The organism is Nocardioides sp. (genome assembly GCF_029937575.1).
In the GTDB taxonomy this organism is placed as follows: Bacteria; Actinomycetota; Actinomycetes; order Propionibacteriales; family Nocardioidaceae; genus Nocardioides.
The window spans coordinates 230-23902 of record NZ_JAPYPS010000019.1; the positions used below are offsets into that span (position 1 = coordinate 230).

Annotated in this window: 22 protein-coding genes; 15 read left to right on the plus strand and 7 right to left on the minus strand. The window is 71.0% G+C overall.

Annotation, left to right across the window (positions count from 1 at the left end; translation table 11 throughout):
• Nucleotides 1-180: 180 nt before the first annotated feature.
• Both disA and radA read right to left on the minus strand, forming a co-directional pair.
• Nucleotides 181-1266 carry a DNA integrity scanning diadenylate cyclase DisA gene (gene disA / locus Q1K33_RS08855; RefSeq protein WP_300402926.1) on the minus strand — a complete coding sequence of 362 codons (1086 nt, stop codon included), beginning with the start codon at nucleotides 1264-1266 and terminating at the stop codon, nucleotides 181-183.
• A gap of 127 nt (nucleotides 1267-1393) precedes the next feature.
• Nucleotides 1394-2827 carry a DNA repair protein RadA gene (gene radA / locus Q1K33_RS08860; protein WP_300402929.1) on the minus strand — a complete coding sequence of 478 codons (1434 nt, stop codon included), beginning with the start codon at nucleotides 2825-2827 and terminating at the stop codon, nucleotides 1394-1396.
• A gap of 127 nt (nucleotides 2828-2954) precedes the next feature.
• Here radA and Q1K33_RS08865 point away from each other — a divergent pair, with 127 nt between their 5' ends.
• Nucleotides 2955-4019: a LacI family DNA-binding transcriptional regulator gene (locus Q1K33_RS08865; protein WP_300402932.1), complete on the plus strand. Its 1065-nt coding sequence runs from the start codon at nucleotides 2955-2957 to the stop codon at nucleotides 4017-4019.
• A 16-nt stretch (nucleotides 4020-4035) separates the two neighbouring features.
• Here the strand turns inward: Q1K33_RS08865 and Q1K33_RS08870 are convergent, their stop codons facing one another.
• From Q1K33_RS08870 to Q1K33_RS08880, 3 genes are all read right to left on the minus strand, one after another.
• Complete coding sequence (locus Q1K33_RS08870; protein WP_300402935.1) at nucleotides 4036-4626, minus strand: class I SAM-dependent methyltransferase; 591 nt, start codon at nucleotides 4624-4626, stop codon at nucleotides 4036-4038.
• A gap of 115 nt (nucleotides 4627-4741) precedes the next feature.
• The gene (locus tag Q1K33_RS08875; RefSeq protein WP_300402938.1) at nucleotides 4742-5380 is read right to left on the minus strand and encodes a VOC family protein; all 639 of its coding nucleotides are present in this window, start codon (nucleotides 5378-5380) and stop codon (nucleotides 4742-4744) included.
• A 129-nt stretch (nucleotides 5381-5509) separates the two neighbouring features.
• A complete protein-coding gene (locus tag Q1K33_RS08880) occupies nucleotides 5510-6301 on the minus strand; it encodes a hypothetical protein (RefSeq protein ID WP_300402941.1) in 792 nt (263 codons plus the stop codon).
• A gap of 43 nt (nucleotides 6302-6344) precedes the next feature.
• Here Q1K33_RS08880 and Q1K33_RS08885 point away from each other — a divergent pair, with 43 nt between their 5' ends.
• Together Q1K33_RS08885 and Q1K33_RS08890 are read left to right on the plus strand one after the other, a co-directional pair.
• A complete protein-coding gene (locus tag Q1K33_RS08885) occupies nucleotides 6345-7292 on the plus strand; it encodes a Ppx/GppA family phosphatase (RefSeq protein WP_300402945.1) in 948 nt (315 codons plus the stop codon).
• Nucleotides 7293-7357: 65 nt separating this feature from the next.
• On the plus strand, nucleotides 7358-8146 hold the full coding sequence (locus Q1K33_RS08890) for a sugar phosphate isomerase/epimerase (RefSeq protein ID WP_300402948.1): 789 nt from the start codon (nucleotides 7358-7360) through the stop codon (nucleotides 8144-8146).
• A gap of 48 nt (nucleotides 8147-8194) precedes the next feature.
• Here Q1K33_RS08890 and Q1K33_RS08895 read toward each other — a convergent pair whose 3' ends face one another.
• Nucleotides 8195-9982: an ATP-binding protein gene (locus Q1K33_RS08895; protein ID WP_300402951.1), complete on the minus strand. Its 1788-nt coding sequence runs from the start codon at nucleotides 9980-9982 to the stop codon at nucleotides 8195-8197.
• A 113-nt stretch (nucleotides 9983-10095) separates the two neighbouring features.
• On the opposite strand from Q1K33_RS08895, the gene Q1K33_RS08900 reads away from it, so the two are divergent.
• Genes Q1K33_RS08900 through Q1K33_RS08910 form a run of 3 tightly spaced genes read left to right on the plus strand, consistent with a single transcriptional unit; the run spans nucleotide 10096 to nucleotide 12648 of the window.
• Nucleotides 10096-11031, plus strand: a complete 936-nt coding sequence (locus tag Q1K33_RS08900; protein ID WP_363319665.1) for a proline dehydrogenase family protein — start codon at nucleotides 10096-10098, stop codon at nucleotides 11029-11031.
• Between the two features lie 44 nt (nucleotides 11032-11075).
• Entirely contained in the window at nucleotides 11076-11876 is an 801-nt protein-coding gene (gene proC / locus Q1K33_RS08905) for a pyrroline-5-carboxylate reductase (protein ID WP_300402954.1), read from the plus strand.
• A 37-nt stretch (nucleotides 11877-11913) separates the two neighbouring features.
• Nucleotides 11914-12648 (plus strand): hypothetical protein, encoded by a 735-nt coding sequence (locus Q1K33_RS08910; RefSeq protein WP_300402957.1) that lies wholly within the window; start codon nucleotides 11914-11916, stop codon nucleotides 12646-12648.
• 76 nt (nucleotides 12649-12724) lie between these two features.
• Here Q1K33_RS08910 and Q1K33_RS08915 read toward each other — a convergent pair whose 3' ends face one another.
• Nucleotides 12725-13528, minus strand: coding sequence for an IclR family transcriptional regulator (locus Q1K33_RS08915; RefSeq protein WP_300402960.1), 804 nt, complete (start codon nucleotides 13526-13528; stop codon nucleotides 12725-12727).
• Between the two features lie 192 nt (nucleotides 13529-13720).
• Here Q1K33_RS08915 and kduI point away from each other — a divergent pair, with 192 nt between their 5' ends.
• The 9 genes from kduI (at nucleotide 13721) to Q1K33_RS08960 (ending at nucleotide 23470) form a co-directional block, all read left to right on the plus strand.
• A complete protein-coding gene (gene kduI / locus Q1K33_RS08920) occupies nucleotides 13721-14503 on the plus strand; it encodes a 5-dehydro-4-deoxy-D-glucuronate isomerase (RefSeq protein WP_300402963.1) in 783 nt (260 codons plus the stop codon).
• A complete protein-coding gene (locus Q1K33_RS08925) occupies nucleotides 14500-15279 on the plus strand; it encodes an SDR family oxidoreductase (protein WP_300402966.1) in 780 nt (259 codons plus the stop codon). The genes kduI and Q1K33_RS08925 overlap by 4 nt, the downstream gene beginning before the upstream one ends.
• A 139-nt stretch (nucleotides 15280-15418) precedes the next feature.
• Nucleotides 15419-16507: a sugar ABC transporter substrate-binding protein gene (locus Q1K33_RS08930; RefSeq protein ID WP_300402969.1), complete on the plus strand. Its 1089-nt coding sequence runs from the start codon at nucleotides 15419-15421 to the stop codon at nucleotides 16505-16507.
• Between the two features lie 2 nt (nucleotides 16508-16509).
• On the plus strand, nucleotides 16510-17520 hold the full coding sequence (locus Q1K33_RS08935) for an ABC transporter permease (protein ID WP_300403075.1): 1011 nt from the start codon (nucleotides 16510-16512) through the stop codon (nucleotides 17518-17520).
• A complete protein-coding gene (locus Q1K33_RS08940; protein ID WP_300402971.1) occupies nucleotides 17517-19088 on the plus strand; it encodes a sugar ABC transporter ATP-binding protein in 1572 nt (523 codons plus the stop codon). Before Q1K33_RS08935 ends, Q1K33_RS08940 begins: the two co-directional genes overlap by 4 nt.
• A complete protein-coding gene (locus Q1K33_RS08945) occupies nucleotides 19085-20077 on the plus strand; it encodes an ABC transporter permease (RefSeq protein WP_300402974.1) in 993 nt (330 codons plus the stop codon). The genes Q1K33_RS08940 and Q1K33_RS08945 overlap by 4 nt, the downstream gene beginning before the upstream one ends.
• A 125-nt stretch (nucleotides 20078-20202) precedes the next feature.
• Nucleotides 20203-21699, plus strand: a complete 1497-nt coding sequence (locus Q1K33_RS08950) for an aldehyde dehydrogenase family protein (RefSeq protein ID WP_300402978.1) — start codon at nucleotides 20203-20205, stop codon at nucleotides 21697-21699.
• Nucleotides 21696-22352: a bifunctional 4-hydroxy-2-oxoglutarate aldolase/2-dehydro-3-deoxy-phosphogluconate aldolase gene (gene eda, locus Q1K33_RS08955; protein ID WP_300402981.1), complete on the plus strand. Its 657-nt coding sequence runs from the start codon at nucleotides 21696-21698 to the stop codon at nucleotides 22350-22352. The genes Q1K33_RS08950 and eda overlap by 4 nt, the downstream gene beginning before the upstream one ends.
• Complete coding sequence (locus Q1K33_RS08960) at nucleotides 22349-23470, plus strand: sugar kinase (protein ID WP_300402983.1); 1122 nt, start codon at nucleotides 22349-22351, stop codon at nucleotides 23468-23470. Before eda ends, Q1K33_RS08960 begins: the two co-directional genes overlap by 4 nt.
• Nucleotides 23471-23673: the final 203 nt, after the last annotated feature.

Below are 23673 nucleotides of genomic sequence, written 5' to 3' on the forward strand. Positions count from 1 at the left end.
CGTGCGACTTCGTACCTCAGTCGCGTCGCTTGCTCAATCTCTTCGGTCGACGTGGCCCACTCCTTCGTCGTGGTCCACTGACCTCAGACGTCGCGCTCGTGCGACTTCGTACCTCAGTCGCGTCGCTTGCTCAATCTCTTCGGTCGACGTGGTCCACTCCTTCGTCGTGGTCCACTGACCTCAGACGTACCGCTCGAGGATCGTCGACTCCGCCAGGCGGCTGAGACCCTCACGTACGCTGCGGGCGCGCAGCTCGCCCACGCCGTCCACGGCCTGGAGGTCGTCGACGCCTGCCGAGAGCAGCTTCTGCAGGGTCCCGAAGTGGTCCACCAGTCGATCGACCACGGCCGGAGGGAGGCGGGGGACCTTCGCGAGCAGCCGGTAGCCGCGAGGGGCGACCGCACCGTCGAGGTGCTCTCCGGTGCCGAGTCCGAGGACGCGGGCCGAGGCGCCGGGGTCGACCAGCTCGGTGGGGGAGAGTGCCTCGAGCCGGGCCAGGAGCACCTCGGGGCTCTTGCCCTTGCGGCCGGAGGGCACGTAGTCGCGGATGACGAGCTCGCGCTCGGCATCGACGCCGGTGATGAGCTCCTCGAGCTGGAGCGAGAGCAGTCGACCGTCGGTGCCGAGCTCGAGCACGTAGTCCTCGATCTCGCGGGCGATCCGGGTCACCATCTCCAGGCGCTGGGCCACCACCGCGACGTCACGCACGGTGACGAGGTCCTCGATCTCCAGGGCGGACAGGGTGCTCGACACCTCGTCGAGGCGGAGCTTGTAGCGCTCGAGGGTCGCCAGGGCCTGGTTGGCCCGCGACAGGATCTGCCCCGAGTCCTCCAGGACGTGACGTGTCTCGCCGACGTAGGCGGCGATGATCTGCATCGACTGCGACACCGAGATCACCGGGAAGCCGGTCTGCTTGGCCACCCGGTCGGCGGTGCGGTGGCGGGTGCCGGTCTCCTCGGAGGGGATCGAGTGGTCGGGCATCAGGTGGACCGCTGCGCGGATGATCCGGGTGATGTCCTTGTCGACGATGATGCCGCCATCCATCTTGGCCAGCTCGCGCAGTCCTGTCGCCGTGAACGGGACGTCCAGGGCGAACCCGCCCGTCGCGATCGACTCCACGGTGCGGTCGTGCCCGATGACGACGAGGGCACCGGTGCGTCCGCGCAGGATCCGCTCGAGGCCGTCACGCAGCGCGGTCCCCGGGGCGATGGAGGCGAGGGTGGCGCGCAGGCGCAGCTGCTCCTCGCTCCGATCGGTGGCACTCACGAGTGCACCTTAGTACCGGTCAACGCCTTGACCTGCCTTGACAGGGGCGTGGCGGGCCATGCCGGACGAAGTCCGGACAGGGACGAGGCGCCGGCCGCGCCCAGGGTCAGGGCCCGTCCCGCGGGCCTCAGTGGTCCTCGACGACCTCGAGCGCATGCTTGGTGCGCTCGCTGAGGTGGAGCAGGCGCAGCGCGGTGTGGACGTCGGGGGCCTCGACGACGCGCATCCCGTCGACCATCCGGCCCTCCGAGGACGGGCGGGGTCCGCCCGGGAGCGTGTGCTCGCTGGGGACGACGGCCATCGAGAACCCGAGCCTGGCGGCCTCGGCGAGTCGCTGCGGCATGTCGCGCACCCGGCGCAGCTCGCCGGCCAGGCCGATCTCGCCCATCGCCACGACACCCTGCGGTGCCGGGCTGACGAAGTGCGACGACGCGAGGGCGACGGCCACGGCGAGGTCGCTGGCCGGCTCGGTGAGCCGGGCGCCGCCGACCGTCGAGGTGAACACGTCGTGGTTGTGCAGCCGGATCTTGCAGTGCTGGTGCAGCACCGCCAGCACCATCGCGAGCCGCGAGTTGTCGATGCCGGAGGTCGTACGGCGGGGACGCTCGCTGCCGCTGAGGGTCACCAGGGCCTGCACCTCGGCCAGCATCGGACGCCGGCCCTCCATCGCCACCGCGACGCAGGTGCCGGACACGCGGCCGTGGTGCTGCTCCAGGAAGAGCCCGGTGGGGTCCTCGACCGCGCTGATGCCGTCCGGGCCGAGGTCGAAGCAGCCGACCTCGTCGACGGGACCGAAGCGGTTCTTGACCGCGCGCAGCATCCGGAAGCGGGAGTTGCGGTCGCCCTCGAAGTGCAGCACCACGTCGACGAGGTGCTCGAGCACGCGCGGACCGGCGATGCCGCCGTCCTTGGTGACGTGACCGACCAGGACGGTGGCGATGTTGCGGGTCTTGGCCACCCGCACGAGCGCGGCGGCGACCTCCTTCACCTGCGTCACGCCGCCGGGGACCCCGTCGATGTCGGAGGCGCCGATCGTCTGCACCGAGTCGACCACCAGCAGCGTGGGGCGCACCTCCTCGATGTGGGTCAGCACGGCTCCGAGGTCGGTCTCCGCTGCGAGGAACAGCTCGTCGAAGACCCCTCCCGTGCGGTCGGCGCGCAGCCGCACCTGGCTCGCCGACTCCTCTCCGGTGACGTAGAGGACCCGCTGCCTGGTCGCGGCCGAACGGGCGGCGACCTCCAGCAGCAGGGTGCTCTTGCCGACCCCGGGCTCGCCGGCCAGCAGGATCGCGGCACCCGGCACGACGCCGCCACCCAGGACGCGGTCGAGCTCGGGGACTCCGCTGACGCGGGCGACCGAGTCGTCGACGGAGACCTGGGCGATCGGGACGGCCGGTGACGTGACGGGGCCTGCCGCCGTCCGCGCGGTGACGGCGCCGGCCTCGGCGACCGAGCCCCAGGCCTGGCACTCGCCGCAGCGCCCCACCCACTTGGCGGTCTCCCAGCCGCACTCGGCGCAGCGGTAGCTCGGTCGGGGAGATCGGGGTGCTGACTTGGCCATGCACCGAACGCTAGGCGAGCCCACCGACACCGACCGACGTGACACTCGTGTGCCGCCCCGCAGATCGCTCTATGCTGGCGCCTTGGATCGTTAAACTGGTTCGTCGACGACGGGTGAGTGGGGTGAGATGGACAGGACCACCGGGACGTCCGGGCTCGCCGGGATCTCCGCCCACGTGCCGCTGTCGCCGCCCACGCTGGCAGACGTCGCCGAGCGCGCCGGGGTCTCGCGCCAGACCGTCTCCAACGCCGTCAACAACCCCGACCTGCTGCGCGCCGAGACGCTCGTCCGGGTCCAGCACGCCATCGAGGAGCTCGGCTACCTGCCCAACCGGGCCGCCCGCAACCTGCGCACCCGCGCCTCGCACCTGGTCGGCCTGCGGCTGAGCCCGGTCCAGGAGGGCACGGCCAACGCTGCGATGGACCGCTTCGTCCACTCGCTGGTGTGGACCTCGCGCGAGGCCGGCTACCACGTCCTGCTCTTCTCGGGCGAGGGCGCCGACCCGCTCGAGGGGTACGACGACCTGGTGCGCTCGACGGCGGTCGACGCATTCATCGTGACCGACACCTACCTCGGCAATCCGCAGGCGACCTGGCTGCGTCAGCGACGCGCGCCGTTCGTGGCCTTCGGGCGTCCCTGGGACGACCCGGAGGCGCGTCACCCGTGGGTCGACGTCGACGGGGCAGCCGGCACCGAGCTCGCGACCCGTCACCTGCTCGAGCGCGGACACACCCGGATCGCCTGGATCGGTTGGCGCAAGGAGTCCCGGATCGGGGAGGACCGTCGCTCCGGCTGGAGCCGCGCGCTCAAGGAGCGCGGCCTGTCCACCACCGGCATGGCCTCCCGGGTCGAGGACACCGTGTGGAGCGGCCGCGACGCCAGCAGCCACCTGCTCGACGAGGCGCGTCCCACCGCGTTCGTGTGCGCCTCGGACACCCTCGCGATGGGGGTGCTGCGGACCCTGGCCGAGCGCGGGCTCCACCCCGGCAAGGACATCGCCGTCGTCGGCTTCGACGACTCCCAGGTCGCCCAGGTGGTCTACCCCGGGCTCACCTCGGTGCGTCAGCCGCTCGAGGAGGTCGCGGTCGCCGTCGTGCGCGCCCTCGAGGACCTCCTCGGCGTGCCGACGAAGGTCGCCGACGGTCTGCTGCTCACTCCGCACCTGACCATCCGCGCCTCGTCCGGGGCGTAGGGCGCAGCTCCGCGGGTCAGTAGGTCCGGCTCCACAGGTTGACCGCGTAGTCGACCTCCAGGCCGGTGTGCTCGCGCAGGATCTCGTCGGCGGTCTCCGGCCTGAACTCGATCCGGACGACCGCCTCGAGGTCGGCGCGTGAGGTGAAGCGCCACCCCATGTCGACCGGTGTGCGGGTCCACCCGCGCAGTCCCCAGAAGCGCTCGATCTCGTGTGGCGAGGGGAGGTGCGGGTAGCCGCGTCGGAACCACGAGCCGAACGTCGAGCGCGAGCCGTCGTTGTCGATCACCAGGGCGGTGCCCCCGCGGCGCACGACTCGGTCCAGCTCGGCGAGGCCGGGCTCGCACCCGGGGCCGAAGAAGTAGGCCCAGCGGACGTGGACGACGTCGACCGCGGCGTCCGGCAGCGGGATGGCCTGCGCGGTGCCGGGCAGCACGCTGACGTGGTCGAGCCGACGGGTACGGCGTGCGGCCAGCGCCGCCAGGTCGGGATGCGGCTCGACGCCGGTCACCGTGCGTGCGTCCTCGGCGAAGGCGGGCAGGTGGAAGCCGGTCCCGCAGCCGAGGTCCAGCACGTCGCGACCGGCCCACGTGGCCTGGTCGGCCATCGCCGTCCAGAGCCGACCGTCGGGGTCGACGGCGTCGTTCTCGATCTCGTAGGTGGCGGTGTGCTTCCAGATGTTGGGGCTGGGGATCGCCCCCGCAAGCGGCTTGCTCAGCGGCTCAGATCCGGATCAGGCCGGCCGGCGTCTGGACCTGGGCGGCGAGGATGCCCGGGGTGCCGTGCGGGGCGACCCACTCGACCTTCACGTCCTCCAGCGGTGCCTCGACGGTCTCGCCGAGCCACTCGCTCACGCGCTGCGGGTCGCCGGCGATCTCGAGGCAGGCAAGGCTCATCCCCTCGTCGGCCCCGGCGGACGGGTGCAGCTCGGCGGCGACGTCCCACTGCACGAAGAACGGCAGCTGCGGGTCGGCGATCGTGCCGTTGACGCCGATCTGCTGCCAGCGCAGCTCGGTGCCGTCGGGGCGGTGCCGGTTGCCGGCCACGGCCGAGCGGCCGAGGCGCTCCTCGACGACGGAGATGTCGTCGACCGAGACGACCCAGCCGAGCCAGCCGCCGCCGAGCGCCGAGCGCGCCTTGACGGCCTGCCCGAACGGCGCCTTGTCGGAGGCGGGGTGGTCGAGGGCCTCGACGATCTCGATGTAGGTGCCGTCGGCCAGCGCGAGCGTCATGTTGACGGTGCCGAACCGGGGGTGGATGCCCCCGTCGGCGAAGGTGCCGCCCAGCAGTGACCCGATCTTCTCCGCGGTGGCGGCGAGGCCATCGGGTCCGGCAGCGTACGAGAGATGGTCGAGTCGCATGCCGAACATTCTCAGCCCCGCCTCAGTCAGTGCTGACCCCGGGGTGGTGGTGTCTCGACGTCGAGACACCCACGGATGGTCAAGGCGCTCGCTGCGCTCCCCGTCGAGCGGCCTGGCTGCGCCAGGGCGTCAGGGCGTGGTGCGGGAGGCCGGATGGATGGCGAGCGCGGACCGGGAGCGCAGATGTGCCTCGCAGTGGCGCACGAGCTCGTCGTAGGCCGCCTTGCCCATCAGCTCGGTCAGCTCGGCCTCGTTGGTGACGTAGACGGGGTCGGGTGCCACGTGGGCCTCGGTGTTGCCCGAGCAGTACCAGTCGAGGTCGTGGCCGCCGGGGCCCCAGCCGCGGCGGTCGTACTCGGCGATCGTCACCTCGGTGTAGGTGGAGCCGTCCTGCTGCTCCACGTCGCGGAACGTGCGGCGGATCGGGAGCTGCCAGCACACGTCGGGCTTGGTCTCCAACGGGTTGCGACCCTGGTCGAGAGCCAGGCCGTGCAGCGCGCAGCCGGCACCGACCGGCTGTGCGTCGGGTCCTCCGGGGGCGAAGTCGGCTCGGTTGTGGAAGACGCAGGCCTGCTGCCCGTCGACGGTGATGGCGAGGGTCTTGCGCTCGCCGTCCTCGTCGGTCTCGATCCAGTCCTTCTTCTTGACCGCTCGGCCCGGGTGGAACTGCCACTGCTCCGGGGTCAGCTGTGCCACGAAGCCGGCGACCCGCTTCTCGTCCTCCTTGTCGGCGAAGTGGGCGCCGAGCGTGCAGCACCCCGTGTCCGGTGCATCGGCGTAGATGCCGGCGCACCCCTGGCCGAAGATGCACATGTAGGCGCTCGTCAGCCACGTGAGGTCGCAGCGCATCACCTCGGTCTCGTCGGCGGGGTTGACGAACTCCACGAACGCGCGCGGAAAGACGAGATCGACCTCAGGCATGGGCGCGAGCCTACGGCGGCCCCGCCGAAGGTAGGTTGGTCCCATGCGCTTGGGCGTCCTGGACATCGGGTCCAACACCGGCCACCTGCTGGTGGTCGACGCTCACGACGGCGCGGCACCGCTGCCGGCGTACTCCTACAAGCAGCCGCTGCGCCTCGCCGAGCACCTCGACGAGAGCGGTGCCGTCTCCACGAGCGGCATCGAGGCGTTGGTCGACTTCACGGCCGAGGCACTCGTCGTGGCCGAGGAGAAGGGCTGCGAGGACATGCTCGCGTTCGCCACGTCCGCGGTGCGTGACGCGGTCAACTCCGACGAGGTGCTGGCCACGGTGCGCAGCAAGACCGACGTCGAGCTCGGCGTGCTCTCGGGCGAGGACGAGGCCCGCCTGACCTTCCTGGCCGTACGTCGCTGGTTCGGGTGGTCGGCCGGCCGGCTGGCCGTCTTCGACATCGGTGGTGGCTCGTTGGAGATCGCCGGTGGCGGCGACGAGCGACCCGACGTGGCCTGGTCGCTCCCGCTCGGGGCGGCGCGGCTGGCGCGGGCCCACTTCGAGGAGCGTCTCGACGAGTCGGACCTGAAGAAGATCCGCAAGCGGATCCGCACCGACATCGCCCGCGACGCGGGCAACCTGCTGCGCGCCGGCACTCCGCACCGTGCGGCGGCGACCTCGAAGACCTTCCGCTCCTTGGCGCGCATCTGCGGTGCCCCGCCGTCGGCCGACGGCCCGTTGGTGCCGCGGGTGCTGCACCTCGACGACCTGCGTGACTGGATCCCCAAGCTGGTGGACATGGGCGCCGAGGAGCTGGCGGCGCTGCCCGGAGTCTCCGGCAGCCGCGCCCACCAGGTGCTGCCCGGAGCGCTCGTCGCCGAGGCGTGCATGGACATCTTCGACCTGCCTGCGTTGGAGATCTGTCCCTGGGCCTTGCGTGAGGGCGTCATCCTTGAACGCATCGACCGGCTCAGCGTCACCGAGGGCCCCCGGGCCACCTGACCAGAGTGCGCAGAGCACCACGAGGGAGTAGTTGGAGTGAGGCATCGCAACGAGGTGAGCCGCGCGTGACCCGCATCGGCCTGTCCACCTCGTCGGTCTATCCCGAGTCGACCGCCCACGGGTTCGCCTACGCCTCCGCCCTCGGCTACGACGCGGTCGAGGTGATGGTCGGCATCGACGCGCTCAGCCAGCAGACCTCGGCGGTCCGCCAGCTCTCGGAGCACCACGAGATCCCGATCTGCGCCGTCCACGCCCCGACCCTGCTGCTCACCCAACGGGTCTGGGGCACCGAGCCGTGGGGCAAGCTCGAGCGGTCGGCAGAGATGGCGCACGAGGTGGGCGCCGACGTGGTCGTCGTCCACCCGCCGTTCCGGTGGCAGAAGGAGTACGCCCGCGACTTCGTCGACGGGATCGCCGCGCTCGAGAACTCCACCGGCATCCGCTTCGCCGTCGAGAACATGTACCCCTGGCGCGCCACCAAGAAGCGCGGCGCCGAGATGTACCTCCCGGGCTGGGATCCCTCCGCGGAGCCGTACGCCAACACCACCATCGACCTCTCGCACGCCGCGATCGCGCACTCCGACGTCGTCGAGATGGCCCAGCGGCTCGGGGAGCGGCTGCGCCACGTCCACCTCACCGACGGCAGCGGCTCGGCCAAGGACGAGCACCTCGTGCCCGGACGCGGAGCGATGGACGCGGCCGGCTTCCTGAAGCACCTGGCATCCACGCCGTTCGCCGGCGCCGTGGTGCTGGAGATCAACACCCGGCGGTGCAACAGCCGCGAGGAGCGCGAGGCCGACCTGCGGGAGTCGTTGGCCTTCGCGCGCGAGCACTTCGTCGTACCCACGCCCTGACGAGCCGCGACGCCGCCCGGATCCTGCCAGGAGGGCACGCCGAGCGGTTCAGGCCGCCGGCAGCGTGACGGTGAACGTCGTGCCCTCGCCGAGCCGGGACCTGACGGCCACCGTGCCCCCGTGGCGTTGCGCGATGTGCAGCACGATGGACAGTCCCAGGCCGGTGCCGGGCTCACGCAACGCCTCCGGGTTGGTGGTCCGGTAGAACGAGGTGAACAGGCCCACCTGGTCGGCCTCGGAGATGCCGAGCCCGTTGTCGACGAGCTCGAGGACGACGGTGCTGTCGCGACGGACCACCGAGAGTCGGACCCGCCCGTCACGAGGCGTGTACTTCACCGCGTTGCTCAACAGGTTGCTCAGCAGCCGGTCGAGCTCGGCATCGTGTCCGGAGACCGTGAGGTCGTGGTCGCTGAGGCGGACGTCCAGGGTGAGCCGCTTGGCGCGCACCGGGTTCTCGACCAGGGCGACCACGTCGTGAACGACCTGACGCAGGTCCACGGGAGTGCGGACCAGCGGGTGGTGCGGATGGCTGACTGTCGCCAGGAGGAGGAGGTCGTCGACGACGCGCTGCATCCGGGTGGTGCCCCGGGTCATGGCGTCGCGCAGATGGCTCGCCTCCGCGTCGAGCTCCACGTCGCCGAGCATCTCGAGGTTGCCCGTGATGACCGTCAGGGGAGTACGCATCTCGTGCGACAGCGTCTCGATCAGGTGGGTCCGGTAGTCGTCGACCTGGCGCAGCTCCTCGACCAGAGCCCGCTGGCTCTCGAGCGCCTGGGCGGTCATCAGGGCAGCGCCCAGGTCGTGGCCGATCTCGAGGGCGGAGTCGATCTCGACGACGGACCAACGGGGGTCCTGGGCCCTGCGGGTGAGAGCGAGGAAGCCCAGGCACTCCTGGCCCACTCCCAACGGGACGGCGAGCACCGAGCCCAGCCCCAGAGCGCGCAGCTGCTCGTGGGTCTGGTCGAGCAGGTCCTGGTCCAGCACCCCGGCCGACAGGTTCGGCTCTGCGCTGTCGTCGACCACGAAGACCTGCTGGTGCGCCCAGAGGCGGGGGGCGAGCTCGTCGGCCAGGGTGGCCACGTCGGCGGGCAGTCGCACGGCGCTGCCGTCCCGTGCCCGGGCGCGACCGCGCCGGGACTCGTCGGCGCCCAGCACCTGGATCCACGAGCCGGAGGCGTCGAAGCCCTCGACGAGTGGCCGGTGCGTGTGGTCGAGCACCGCCTCGAGAGAGGCCTGGGCGGGCATCGAGGCGGAGCGGACGAGCCGACGCGCCGCCTCGGCGTGGGCGATCTGCTGCATCAGGGCATCGCGCTCGAACGCGGTGATGACGGCACGCTCGGCCTGGGCCGCATACCGCTCGAGCAGCCGCCGCTGGTGTCCGTCCGGGCGTCTCCTGGAGACGGGCATGTCCACCGACAGGATCCCGCACATCTTGCCCTGGTCGTCGGAGAGGACGCCGAGCAGGACGTCGCGCGGATGCCAGCCGTCGGGCGCCTCCAACGGATCGGTGACGGTCTCGACCCAGGTGCCCTCCAGCTCGCCGACGATATCCTCGGCGGCCAGGAAGCGGAAGCGGCCCCAGGTCTCCGCCTGCTGCAGGATCGGGTCGAGCACGGAGGCGGGGTCGGTCGTCATCACCTCGTCGCGGAACTCCTCGGGCCCGGCATAGGCGACGGTCACCAGGTCCTGGCCCAGCACCACCGAGAGCACGGCCACCCGGAAGCCGATCATCTCGGTCACCGACTCGACCATCAGCTGGAGCACGGAGCGGGCCGACGAGTCCGACCAGGCGTCGTTGCCGGGGCGCGCAGGCACCCCGAGACTCCCCTCCGCCATGCTCGTCGTCTCCCTGCTGTCCCGTCCCCTGCCGCCATTGTGCGCTACGACGTGACTCCGCGGGCGGCAATGCGAAGGACGGACCTCCGTGGTGGCCACGTAGATTGGGATCCATGTCCCTGCTCCGCCAGCCGATCCTGCTCCTCGCCCGCAGCAGCGGGGTGAAGAAGCTCGTCAGCACGATGCCGGTGACCTCCGGGATCGTCACCGGCTACGTCCCCGGCGAGTCCACCGAGGCCGCCGTCGAGGCCAGTGCCGGCCTGATCGACGACGGCCTGAAGGTCACCCTCGACTACCTCGGCGAGGACACGCTCGACTCCCAGCAGGCCGACGCCACCGTGGCGGCGTACGTCGAGCTGCTCGCGGCCCTCGGGTCGCGGGCGCTGCCGCGCAGCGCGGAGGTATCGGTGAAGCTGTCGGCCATCGGACAGGCCATCCCCGAGATCGGCGACAAGCTCGCTCTCGAGAACGCCCGCACGATCTGTCGGGCGGCCCGCAACGCCGGCACGACGGTCACCCTCGACATGGAGGACCACACGACGACCGATCGCACGCTCGCCGTGCTGCGCGACCTCCGCAAGGACTTCCCCGAGACCGGCGCCGTGGTGCAGGCCTACCTGCACCGCACCGAGCGCGACTGCCGCCAGCTCGCCCACGAGGGGTCGCGCGTGCGGCTGTGCAAGGGCGCCTACAACGAGCCCGACGACGTGGCCTTCCAGGACAAGATCGACGTCGACAAATCCTACGTGCGCTGCCTCAAGGTGCTGCTCGGCGGGGACGGCTACCCGATGATCGCCACCCACGACCCCCGGATGGTGGAGATCGCCGCCTCCCTCGCCAGCCGCTACGGGCGGGCGCAGGGCAGCTACGAGTTCCAGATGCTCTACGGGATCCGTCCCGACGAGCAGCGGCGCCTGGCCGGAATCGGCGAGACCGTGCGGGTCTACGTGCCCTACGGTCAGGAGTGGTACGGCTACCTGATGCGGCGCCTCGCCGAACGCCCGCAGAACCTGTCGTTCTTCCTCAAGTCCCTGATCTCCAAGAAGTAGGTGCCCCTGTGACCGGTTCCGCGACCCCGTCGGTGGGTCCGTCAGTGCAGACGGCCGTGATCGGAGCCGGTGTGATGGGGGAGACCCTCCTCTCCGGGCTCGTGCGTGCCGGGCGCCGCGTCGACCGGCTCCTGGTCGGCGAGAAGCGAGCCGACCGTGCTCGCGAGCTCGAGGAGCGGTACGGCGTCGCCGTGGTGTCCAACATCGAGGCAGCCGCGAAGGCCGACACCGTCGCACTCGTGGTGAAGCCGCAGGACATGGCCGACGTCCTCGCCGAGATCTCACCGTCGCTGCGTGCCGGTCAGCTCGTCGTCTCGCTCGCGGCCGGCATCACGACGTCCTTCATCGAGGCCCGCGTCCCCGAGGGTGTCGCGGTCGTGCGGGTCATGCCCAACACGCCCGCGCTGGTCGACGAGGGGATGGCGGCGATCTCGCCGGGCTCGCACTGCTCCGACGCGCACCTCGCCGAGGCCGAGTCGCTGCTCGCCTCCGTGGGGCGTGTCGTGCGGATCCCGGAGCGCCAGCAGGACGCCGTCACCGCGATCTCCGGCTCCGGCCCGGCGTACATCTTCTTCGTGGTGGAGTCGATGATCGAGGCCGGCGTCCACCTCGGACTGCCGCGCTCGACGGCGAGCGAGCTCGTCATCCAGACCCTGGTCGGGTCGGGCAAGATGCTGCGCGAGACCGGTACCCACCCGACGGTGCTGCGCGAGCAGGTCACCTCCCCGGGCGGCACGACCGCCAGCGCGCTGCGCGAGCTGGAGGACCACAAGGTGCGTGCGGCGTTCCTCGCGGCGATGGAGGCCGCGCGCGACCGGTCGCGCGAGCTGGCCGAAGGCTCCTGAGCCCCACCCCGAACCACCTCCGAGCAAGACTGGCGCCATGACCGACTCGTCGTACGACCTCGAGAACCCCGACGTCCGCTTCTGGTTCGACCCGGTGTGCCCGTTCGCGTGGATGACGAGCAAGTGGGTGCGCACGGTCCAGGCCCAGCGCGACTACACGGTCGAGTGGCGCTTCATCTCGCTGCGGCTTCTCAATGCCCACATCGACTACGACAGCCACTTCCCGCCGGAGTACGAGGACGGCCACACGGCAGGGCTCAAGCTGTTGCGCGTCTTCGCCCACGTCCGCGACGAGCACGGTCCCGCGGCTGTGGAGGCGCTCTACCCGGCGGTGAGCAGTCGGGTCTTCGACGAGCCGCCGGGCTCCTACGAGCCGACCGACCTGCGGCCGGTGATCGTGGGTGCCCTGGCCGACTGCGAGCTGCCGACCGAGCTCGCCGAGCATCTCGAGGACACGTCCAGGGACGCCCAGATCCAGGCGGAGACCGACGAGGCGCTGACCCTGACCGGCAAGGACGTCGGTACGCCGATCCTGCACATCGCCCCGCCGCAGGGCGCTGCGTTCTTCGGCCCGGTGATCAGCCGACTGCCGTCCGACGAGCAGGCCGGTGAGCTGTGGGACCACGTGGTCGGGCTCGCCACGTTCCCGGGCTTCGCCGAGCTCAAGCGCAGCCTGCGCGAGCTGCCGCAGCTGCGTGCCCTGGGGGTCGAGGAGGACGGGGTCGGGAAGTCCGAGGACTGGCACGGCGGGTCGCGGCGCCAGAAGAAGTAGCGCCGCCTGGGTGGTGCTGGTCTAGACCCTCACCGAGGTCGAGGCGCCCCACCAGTGGACCGGAGGCTCGGCCGCTTCAGCGGATGGCGCTGTGCTCGCGCACCGTCGAGAGCCGCGCCTTGATGCTCAGCAGGGTCTCGATGATGTTGTCCTCGCGACCGCCGGTCAGCCGGCTGATCGGTGCGGCGACGCTGAGGCCGTCGGAGCCGGGGAGCCCGAAGGGGAGCGAGACGCCGAAGCAGCGCACGCCCATGCAGGACTCCTCGCTCTCGACGGTGTAGCCGTCCCGCTCGGCGGCGTCGATGATCGCGAGCACCTCGTCCTTGCCCGTCGTGGTCTTCGCGGTCAGGGGAGCGATCTCGTCGGGCACGAGCCGGGCGCGCTCGTCGGCGGGCAGCTCGGCCAGCACGGCGCGACCCAGCGCGGTGGAGTAGGCAGGCAGGCGTCGCCCGACCGCGAGGTGCATGCGCAGGGGGTGCACGGACTCGCGCTTGCCGGTGTAGATGACGTGGTCGCCGTCGCGACGCGCCAGGTTGACGGTCTCCTCGGTGGCGGCGGCGAGCTCGTCCATCACCGGGTTGGCGCGCGAGAGCACCGAGTCGCCGGTGAGGTAGGCCGAGCTCACGACCAGCGAGTGGATCCCCAGCTGGTAGACGCTGCCGGTCGGGTCGGTCTGCAGCCAGCCGCGCTCCGTCATCGTCTTGAGCAGCGCGTGGAGGCTGCTCTTGGGGATGCTCAGGCGGGTCGACAGCTGGAGCTGGGTGCCGGGACCGTGGGTGGCGATCTCGTCGAGCAGGTCCAGTGCCCGCGCCGCTGACTTGACCGGCCCGGCAACCGAGGTGCTGGTGCCGCTGGCGACCGTCGTCTTCTCAACCTTCATCGCGACGCCTTCTGTCGGTGGGTCATGGGAGGGAGTGGCGAAAGCATACGCCCAGTTCGCATACATGGACAACAATCGACCCCTTGACCGTGACCGCCGTCACGTGTACGTTGCAGTTCACATAGACGAACGTAGTTCAAGAAATGAGGATCATTCGTGATTCAGGTTCGATATTCGACGTCGCCGTCGAGCGTGGAGACTGCCACGACCGCGGAGCTGAGGGACCAGTTCCTGGCTGGCGACCTGTTCAGCACGGGTGAGGTCAACGGGGTCTACACCCACGACGACCGCCTGGTCATCGGTGGTGCCATGCCCCACGACGAGCAGCTCGAGCTCCCCGCGTGGGAGGAGGTCCTGGGCGCGCAGACCCACCTGACGGGTCGCGAGCTGGGAGTCATCAACGTCGGGGCCGCGGGCCACGTGCTCGTCGACGGCGAGAAGTTCGAGCTCGACCACCTCGACGGCCTGTACGTCGGTCGTGGCAGCGAGGTCGTCTTCGCCGGCGCCGACGCGGCCTTCTACTTCGTCTCGGCACCGGCCCACGCGACCTACCCCACCACGCCGCTCCAGCACGGCAAGGTGGAGCCGCTCGCCCTCGGGACTCCCGAGGCGGCCAACGAGCGCAACCTCTACCGCTACGCCTGGGGCCAGGAGCTGAAGACCGCGGCCCTGCAGTTCGGCCTCACCGTCATCTCCGAGGGCTCGGTGTGGAACACCTTCCCCCCGCACCTGCACGACCGTCGTACCGAGGTCTACATGTACGTCGACCTCGACGAGAGCGACCGGGTCTTCCACCTGATGGGCCAGCCCGGGGCCACGCGGCACCTCGTGGTGAGCGACCGCCAGGCTGTCATCTCGCCGCCGTGGTCGATCCACTCCGGCGCCGGCACCGGCTCCTACGCCTTCATCTGGGCGATGACCGGGGAGAACAACTGCTACACCGACCTGACCCCGGTCGCGGTGGAGGACCTGTGAGCACCCTGACGGCGACCGAGCGTCGATCGCCCTTCGACCTGCACGGCAAGCGCGCCGTGGTCACCGGCGCCGGTCGGGGACTCGGCCAGGCGGTGGCCCTCGGGCTGGCCGAGGCCGGAGCCGACCTCGTGCTCGTGGGCCTGCCCGGCAGCCAGGAGTCGACCGAGCGACAGGCCGCCGACCTGGGCCGCGAGGTCGAGGTCCATGACCTGGACGTCGGAGACCTCGACGCCGTCGAGCGGATCGCGGCGCAGGTGACCGGGCGCCACCAGATCGACATCCTGGTCAACAACGCCGGCATCATCGACCGCGAGGACTCCGTCAACGTCTCGGCCGACGCCTGGAACCGCGTCCTCGACATCAACCTGTCCGGCCTCTTCTTCTTGTGCCAGCAGCTCGGTCGGCCCATGGTGGAGCGTGGCCAGGGAAAGATCGTCAGCATCGCGAGCCTCCTGGCCTTCCAGGGCGGCCTGCGCGTCGTCTCCTACGCAGCCTCCAAGCACGGGGTCGCCGGCATCACCAAGGCACTGGCCAACGAGTGGGGACCGCGCGGCGTCCAGGTGAACGCGATCGCTCCCGGCTACATGGCCACCGACAACACCACCGCGCTGCGCGAGGACGCCGATCGCGCGCAGTCGATCCTCGACCGGATCCCCGCCGGTCGATGGGGCACCGCCGCCGACGTGGCCGGTGCCGCCGTCTTCCTCAGCAGCCCCGCTGCCGACTACGTCAACGGCCACGTGCTGGTCGTCGACGGTGGATGGATGGCGCGCTGACCACGACACCATCGCGGCCGGCCTCGCGCCAGTCAGCACCCGACCCACCAGCACGTTGCACCAGCACCAGCACCACGCCGTACCCCTCTCGGATCCAACCCCGCCGGATTTCCTGGCACGAAGAGAACGAGGATCAACGATGACCCTGAAGTCACGCCCCGCCATCGCCCTGCTCAGCCTCTCGCTGGCCGCGATCGCCCTGACCGGCTGCAGCGAGGAAGCCGCGGGTGGCAGCGACGCCGCCGGCGACTCCGGCTCGTGCGCACCCGAGGACGTCCAGCTCGTCGGGCAGGTGCGCAACGAGTCCAACCCGTACGAGGCCTCGTGGCTCGACGGCGGCGACGCCTTCGCCGCGTCGGTCGGCCTCGAGCAGAACCGCCTGACCTACGACGGTGACTCCACCAAGCAGCAGGAGCAGGTCCGTCAGCTCCTCGCCGGCGACACGTCCTGCCTGGTGATGAACGTCCTGCCCAACGGTGACTCCGACACCACCCCGATCGTCAAGGGTGCCGACCAGGCCGGCGCCTACCTCGTCACGCAGTGGAACAAGCCGGCCGACCTCGACCCGACCGACTATGAGCGCTGGATCAGCCACATCACGTACAACGGTGTCGAGTCCGGTCAGCAGATCGGCGACGCGCTCGTGGAGGCGATCGGCGGCTCCGGCGGCATCATCGCGCTGCAGGGCGTCCTGGACACCGCCGCCGCCAAGGACCGCTTCGCGGGCCTGGAGGCGACGCTGGCCGAGAACCCCGACGTCACGCTGCTCGACCAGCAGGCGGCCAACTTCTCCCGCGCCGAGGCGCTGGAGGTGACCAAGACGCTGCTCACCAAGCACGGTGACGACGTCCTCGGGATCTGGGCGGCCAACGACGACATGGCGCTGGGGGCCCTCGAGGCCCTCCAGCAGGCCGGTCGGGCCGGCGAGGTCGCGGTCGTCGGCATCGACGCCGTCCCCGACGCACTCACCGCGATCGAGGGCGGGGAGATGACCGCGACGGTGTCGAGCGACGGCCCGTGGCAGGGCGGGATCGGCCTGGCCATCGGCTACTGCGTCGCCACCGGCGACCTGGCGGTGGACGACGTCTCCGACGAGGACCGCGCGTTCTTCGCCGAGCAGTTCCTGATCACCGACGACAACGTGGGTGAGTACCTCACCCCGGAGACCGACGCCGCCGACTTCGAGTGCGACAACGTCTTCAACCGTGTGGCAGGTCCGCTGTCGTGACGATGACATCCCCCGCCGAGGACTCCCGAGAAGTCGTCACGGCGCCCCCTCGGCCTCGGCGGGGGGTGTCCCTGCGCGAAGCCGGTCCGCCGGTCGCGCTGATCGCGATCTTCACGGTCTTCGCCGCGCTCAGCTCGCAGTTCCGCACGGTCGGCAACATCCAGAACATCCTCGACGCGGCGGCCGTCCTGGCCGTCGTGGCGTGTGGGATCACGTTCGTGCTGATGATGGGGTCGATCGACCTCTCGGCCGCCGGGGTGATGGCCACCTCCGCGCTCGCCGTGGCCCTTCTGGTCGAGAACAACCGCAACGACAACGACCTCGGGCTCATCGGGATCGTGCTGGCGGTGCTGCTCGCAGCATCGCTCGGAGCCCTCAGCGGTGTGCTGCTCGTGCTGCTCAAGGTGCCGTCGTTCATGACCACCCTGGGCGTCTCCGCCATCGGTCTGGGTCTGGCCACGCTGATGTTCGCCGGCGTGCAGCCCAACATCTCCGACGCAGGCCTGGAGAGCTGGGCCGTCGAGCGGCTCCTCGGCTTCACCTACCTGACCTGGATCGCGGCCGGCTGCGTGCTGGTCGGTTGGCTGATCCAGCGCTACACCCGGCTCGGGCGCTACGCCTACGCGATCGGCGGTGCCGAGGAGGTCCTCGCCCTGTCGGGCGTGAAGGTGGCGCCGTACAAGGTGGCCGTCTTCACCCTGGCCGGGGCCTTCTACGGACTCGGCGGGGTGATGGTCACCAGCCAGCTCGGCGCGGGACTGGTGCAGGCCGGCAAGGGTTACGACTTCCTGGCCATCACCGCCGCCGTCGTCGGCGGCACCCTGCTCACCGGGGGCCGGGGCGGCGTGCTGCACACCACCGTCGGTGTGCTGCTCATCGTCGTGCTCACCAACGGCCTCGTGCAGGTCGGCGTCAGCCCCTACTGGCAGGGCGGCGTGCAGGGCCTCATCGTCGTCGCCGCGGTCGCCGCGGCAGTCGTCCCGCTGCGACACAGGAACCAGGTGGTCAAGTGAGCATCGATGCAGAGCTGGAGCTGGACCTGAGCAGGAGCGCTCCGGTGCCGGCGCTGGAGGTGCGCGGCCTGGTCAAGCACTACCCCGGGGTCAAGGCCCTCGACGGCGTCGACCTGGTCGTGCACCAGCACGAGGTGCTCGGACTGGCCGGCGAGAACGGCGCCGGCAAGTCGACGCTGCTCAAGGCCCTGGTCGGACTCGTGCGCCCGGACGCCGGCGAGATCTACGTCCGCGGCGAGCAGGTCCGGCTGCGCAGCGTCGTCGACGCCGCCCACCACGGCATCGGGATGGTCTTCCAGGAGCAGTCGCTGGTGCCCAACCTCACCGCCGCCGAGAACATCGTCCTCGGCAGCGAGGGGGTCGGCGTGCGCGGCGGGATCTACCGCTGGGATGCGATGCGGCGGATGGCCCAGGAGCAGCTCGACAAGATCGGCTCGAGCATCGACCCCCTGGCCCGCACCGACTCGCTCTCCTTCGCGGAGCGACAGATGGTCGAGATCGCCAAGGTGCTGCGCATCGAGGAGCGCTCGAAGTTCGCGCCCGTCATCATCCTCGACGAGCCGACCTCGGTGCTCGAGCCGAGTGAGATCGAGACCCTCTTCGAGCAGGTACGACGGCTGCGCGAGTTCGCCTCGGTCGTCTTCGTGTCCCACCGTCTCGACGAGGTCCTCGACGTCTGCGACCGGGTCAGCGTCCTGCGCGGAGGCCAGTCCGCCGGCGAGGTCACGACCGCTGGAGCGGTCCCGGCCGAGTTGCACCGGATGATGATCGGCTCCACGGGCTCGGAGGACCACTACCACGACAACGTGGCCGAGCGAACCCACGGCTCCGACGAGGAGGCCGCTCCCCGGCTCTCCGTGCGAGGCCTGACCAGCGCCACCTTCCGCGACGTCGACCTGGACGTGGGCGAGGGCGAGATCGTCGCCGTCGTCGGCGTGCACGGCTCGGGTCGCGAGGACCTGTGCCGCGCGCTGTTCGGCGCCGCGGAGACCGCTGCGGGGTCGGTGGAGCTCGACGGGAAGCCGCTCGACCTGTCCGGCACCCGCTCGGCGTGCGCCGCCGGGGTCGGCTACGTGCCGGCCGAGCGCAAGACCGAGGGCATGGTCGGCCCGATGTCGGTCGCCGACAACATGACCCTGACCAAGCAGGGGGTGCGCTGCCGCGGGCCGCTCGTCGTACCGACCAAGCAGGCCTCTCTGGTCGACAGCTGGATCAAGCGGCTCTCGATCCGCACGCCCCACCGCGGGACCGCGATCCAGCGACTCTCGGGAGGCAACCAGCAGAAGGTGGTGCTCGCCCGGTGGCTCGTGGGCGGCGACATCCGCCTGCTGCTGCTCGACCACCCGACCCGTGGCCTGGACATCGGAGCGCGCTCCGAGGTCTACCGGCTGATGCGCGAGCTCGCCAACAGCGGCGTCGCGACGGTGCTGCTGGCCGACAGCCTCGAGGAGGCGATCGGGATGGCGGACCGGATCGTGGTGATGAACGACGGCCGGATCACGGCCGAGGTGGGGTGTCCCGCCGGGAGCAAGCCGACGCCGTTGGACCTGGTCAAGGAGATGGTATGAGTACGTCCGTCCAAGCGACGCCCACCGCCGACGAGGCCGTCCACCGACGTCCCTCGGCCGGGGACCGGCTCACCTCCTTCATGCCGGTGATCGCCCTGGTGGCGATCATCGGCGCCCTGACCGTGGCCGACCCCGACTTCCTGACCCGCTCCAGCCTCACCGCGGCGATCAACACGGCCGCACCGCTGGCTGTGCTCGCCGGCGGGGCGACCCTCGTCGTGCTCTGCGGGGGCATCGACCTGTCGATCGCGGCGATGGCCTCGCTGTCCACGGTCTTCCTGGCCCTGTGGCTGCCGGACCTCGGCGGCCTGACGACGTTCGCGGTGATCGTGGTGGCCGCGTTGATCGGAGCCGTGCAGGGAGCCGCCCACGTGTACCTGCGGATCCCCTCGTTCATCGTGACCCTCGGTGGGATGAGCATCTTCGCCTCGGTGGCGCTCGTGGTCTCGGACGCCGGCACGGTGCCAGTCGTCGACGACAGCCCGATCCGCTGGCTGAACCTCTACATCGGCGGCTACGTCCCGACCTCGGTCGTCGTCGCCGTCGCGGTCGTCGGCGCGCTGGCCCTGGTGATCAAGGCGACGCCGCTGGACAGCTGGATCAAGGCGACCGGCTACTCCGAGGCGGCCGCGCGGCTCGCGGGCATCCCGGTGGACCGGGTCAAGATCGGTGCCTTCTGCGTCTCCGGCGCCTGCGCCGGACTGGCCGCGGTGATGCTCGTGTCGCGCAACTACAGCGGCAGTCCCACGATGGCCGACAACCTCCTGCTGCCGGCGGTGGCGGCGATCGTCGTCGGCGGTACGGCGATCACCGGCGGCCACGGCAGCCTCTGGCGCTCCCTGGCCGGGGCCCTCGTCGTCACCCTCCTGCGGGTCGGGCTGCCGATCGTCGGCGTCCCGTCGGCCTACGAGCAGATCCTCTACGGCGCGATCATCGTCGTCGCCGTGGCGCTGACCCTCGACCGCTCCAAGGTGCTGATCATCAAGTAGCCCCAGCCCGCCCAGCGCAGCCCGTCCAGCCCACCCAGACCGCACAGCCTGACAGCACTCCCGACCACCTCGACCACACGTCGTACCAACGGTCCCACCGGACCACCGTCACCCAGGAAGGCACCATGTCGAACGACACCTCTCAGCTCCTGCCCGCAGTCCGCTCGTTCCTGTCCTCGCCCAAGAAGCTGTTGATCGACGGCGAGTGGGTGGACGCCAAGGACGGCAGGACGTTCTCCACCGTGAACCCCTCGACCGAGGAGGTGCTGGTCGAGGTCGCCCACGCCTCCGACGTGGACGTGGACCGTGCCGTCGTCGCGGCGCGCAACGCCTTCGAGGCCCCGTCGCCCTGGTCGAAGATGACGCCGCGCGACCGATCCCACCTGCTGTGGCGCATCGGCGACCTCATCGACGCCCACGCCGACGAGCTCGCCCAGCTCGAGGCCCTCGACAACGGCAAGCGGGTCGAGGCCGCGCGCGACGGCGACGTGGCCACCGCTGCCGAGCTCTTCCGCTACTTCGCCGGCTGGGCGACGAAGATGGAGGGCACCACGATCCCGATGTCGGTGCCCGACCGCTCCTTCCACGCCTACACCCGTCGCGAGCCGATCGGGGTCGTCGCGGGCATCGTGCCGTGGAACTTCCCGCTGCTCATGGCGTGCTTCAAGATCGTGCCGGCCATCACCGCCGGCAACACAGTGATCCTCAAGCCCGCCGAGCAGACGCCCCTGACGGCGCTGCGGCTCGGTGAGCTGCTCCTCGAGGCCGGCGTGCCCGCCGGCGTGGTCAACGTCGTGCCCGGCTTCGGCGACACCGGCGCCGCACTCGTCGACCACCCCGGTGTCGACAAGGTCGCCTTCACCGGCAGCACCGACGTCGGCAAGAAGATCGCGGCCGCCGCGTCGAGCAACCTCAAGAAGGTCTCGCTCGAGCTCGGTGGCAAGGCGCCCAACATCATCTTCGCCGACGCCGACATCGATGCCGCCATCGCGGGCGCCGTCCTCGGTGGGTACTTCAACGAGGGCCAGTGCTGCGTCAACGGCTCGCGTCTCTACGTGCAGCGCGAGGTCTTCGACCAGGTCGTCGAGGGCGTCGCTGCGGCGGCCCGGGCGATCACCGTGGGCGACGGGTTCGCCGAGGGCGCCCACATGGGCCCGATGGTCTCGCAGGAGCAGCACGAGAAGGTGCTCGGCTACATCCGCGGCGCGGTCGAGGCCGGTGCGGTCCTGGCCGCCGGCAGTGCCGATGCTCCGCTGGAGCGCGGCTACTTCGTGCAGCCCACGCTGATCACGTCGGTCACCGAGGACATGGCGGTGCAGACCGACGAGATCTTCGGACCGGTCGTCACCGCGATCCCCTTCGACACCGAGGACGAGGTCGTCCAGGCCGCCAACAACACCGTCTACGGCCTGGCCGCGGGCGTGTGGTCGCGTGACCTCGGTACGGCGCACCGCGTGGGCGCGCGCCTGCGCGCCGGCACGGTCTGGCTCAACACCTGGCACGCGGACGACGTGACGCTGCCGCGCGGTGGCTTCAAGCAGTCCGGCTGGGGCCGCGAGCTCGGGTCGTTCGGCCTGGACGACTACACCGAGCTGAAGACCGTCATCGCCGAGCTGCGATGACGTTCGCTGACCTGCTCGGCTCCCACCGGGTCGTGCCCGTCGTCGTCCTCGACGAGGTCGAGGGCGCCGACGGGCTGGGCCGCGCCCTGGTGACCGGCGGCCTGCCGGTCGCCGAGGTCACGCTGCGCAGTCCCGGTGCCTCGGCGGTCCTCGAGGCGCTGGCGGCGAGGGGTGACGTCCTGGTGGGGGCGGGGACTGTCGTCTCGGCCGAGCAGGTCGACGTGGCCGTGGACGCCGGCGCACGCTTCGTGGTCTCCCCGGGCGTCAGCGCGAGCGTCGTACGGCGGTGCCAGGACCGCGACGTCCCGGTCGTGCCCGGCGTGAGCACGGCCACGGAGGTCATCGCGGCGCTCGACCTCGGGCTGAGCACTGTCAAGCTCTTCCCGGCGGAGGCGTGCGGGGGTCTGCGGACCCTCGCGGCGCTGGCCGCCGCCTTCCCGCAGGTCCGCTTCCTGCCGACCGGAGGGATCACCGCTGCCCTGGCGCCGAGCTACCTGGCTCACCCGGCGGTCGCCGCCGTCGGCGGCAGCTGGATGGTTGCCGCCGACCTGCTCCGGGACCGGAGGTGGGGCGAGGTCGCCGACCTCTGCGCCGAGGTCGTCGCGTCCACGGTCGCGGCCCCCCGAGGCGACCTGGCCGGAGCCAGCGCATGATCACGATCCGGCCCGCGGGGGAGTGCGATCTCGACGTCGTCGCGCTGGGCGAGGTGATGCTGCGGCTCGACCCGGGCGAGGGCCGCATCAGGACCGCTCGGAGCTTCCAGCCCTGGGAGGGCGGCGGGGAGTACAACGTCGCCCGAGGGCTCAGCACGGTCTTCGACCAGCGCGCCGGCGTGGCCACCGCCCTGGTGGACAACGAGATCGGTCGCCTGGTCGAGAACCTCATCCGGCAGGGCGGTGTGGACACCTCGCTGATCAGGTGGCAGGGCTTCGACGGCATCGGCCGGACCGGCCGCAACGGCCTGAACTTCACCGAGCGCGGCTTCGGGGTCCGCGGCGCACTGGGCGTCTCCGACCGGGCCGGCACCGCGGTCAGCAAGCTGTCCCCGGGGATGATCGACTGGGACGACCTCTTCGGTCGACGCGGCGTGCGGTGGCTGCACACCGGCGGCATCTTCGCCGGGCTCTCCGCCACCACCGCGGACGTGGCGGCGGAGGCGATGGCGTGCGCACGCCGGCACGGCACCGTCGTGTCCTTCGACTGCAACTACCGGCCCAGCCTGTGGGAGGGCATCGGCGGCAGTGCGTACGCCCGCGACGTCAACACCCGGCTCGCCGAGCACGTGGACGTGCTGATCGGCAACGAGCAGGACCTCGACGCGTCGCTGGGCTTCGACGCCGGGCCTCTCGCCGGGCCTCTCGATGGGCGGGCCGACGAGCCGCTGCGACGCTCGCCGGTCGACGGCTTCACCGCGATGGTCGACACCCTGACGCAGAAGATGCCCTGGCTCTCGGTCGTCGCCACCACCCTGCGCACCGTGCACGACGCCGGCGACAACGACTGGCAGGGCGTCGCCTGGTCGCGCGAGAGCGGCGTGCTCGCCTCGGTGGCGCGCGACCACCTCGACATCCTCGACCGCGTCGGCGGGGGCGACGGCTTCGTCTCCGGCCTCGTCCACGGACTGCTGGAGGGTGAGGACCTGCAGACCTGCGTCGAGCTGGGTGCCGCCCACGGCGCCCTCGCCATGACCACTCCGGGCGACACCTCGATGGCCACCGGGCAGGAGGTCCACGCCTTGGCCACGGGCAGCAGCGCCCACGTCCGACGCTGACAGAGCTCCGGTGGGTCGGGACGTCCGGCCCACCGGTCACCAGATGATCTGATCCACCCTCACCACCCACTCCAGGCACCAACCCCCGTCACCACCCCCCGTCACCAACCCCGTCACCAACCCCCGTCACACCGGATCGCCGACCTTCCTGGTCGCGGCGACGGTCAGGCACGTCCCGATCCAGTTCACATCGGGTCAGAAGT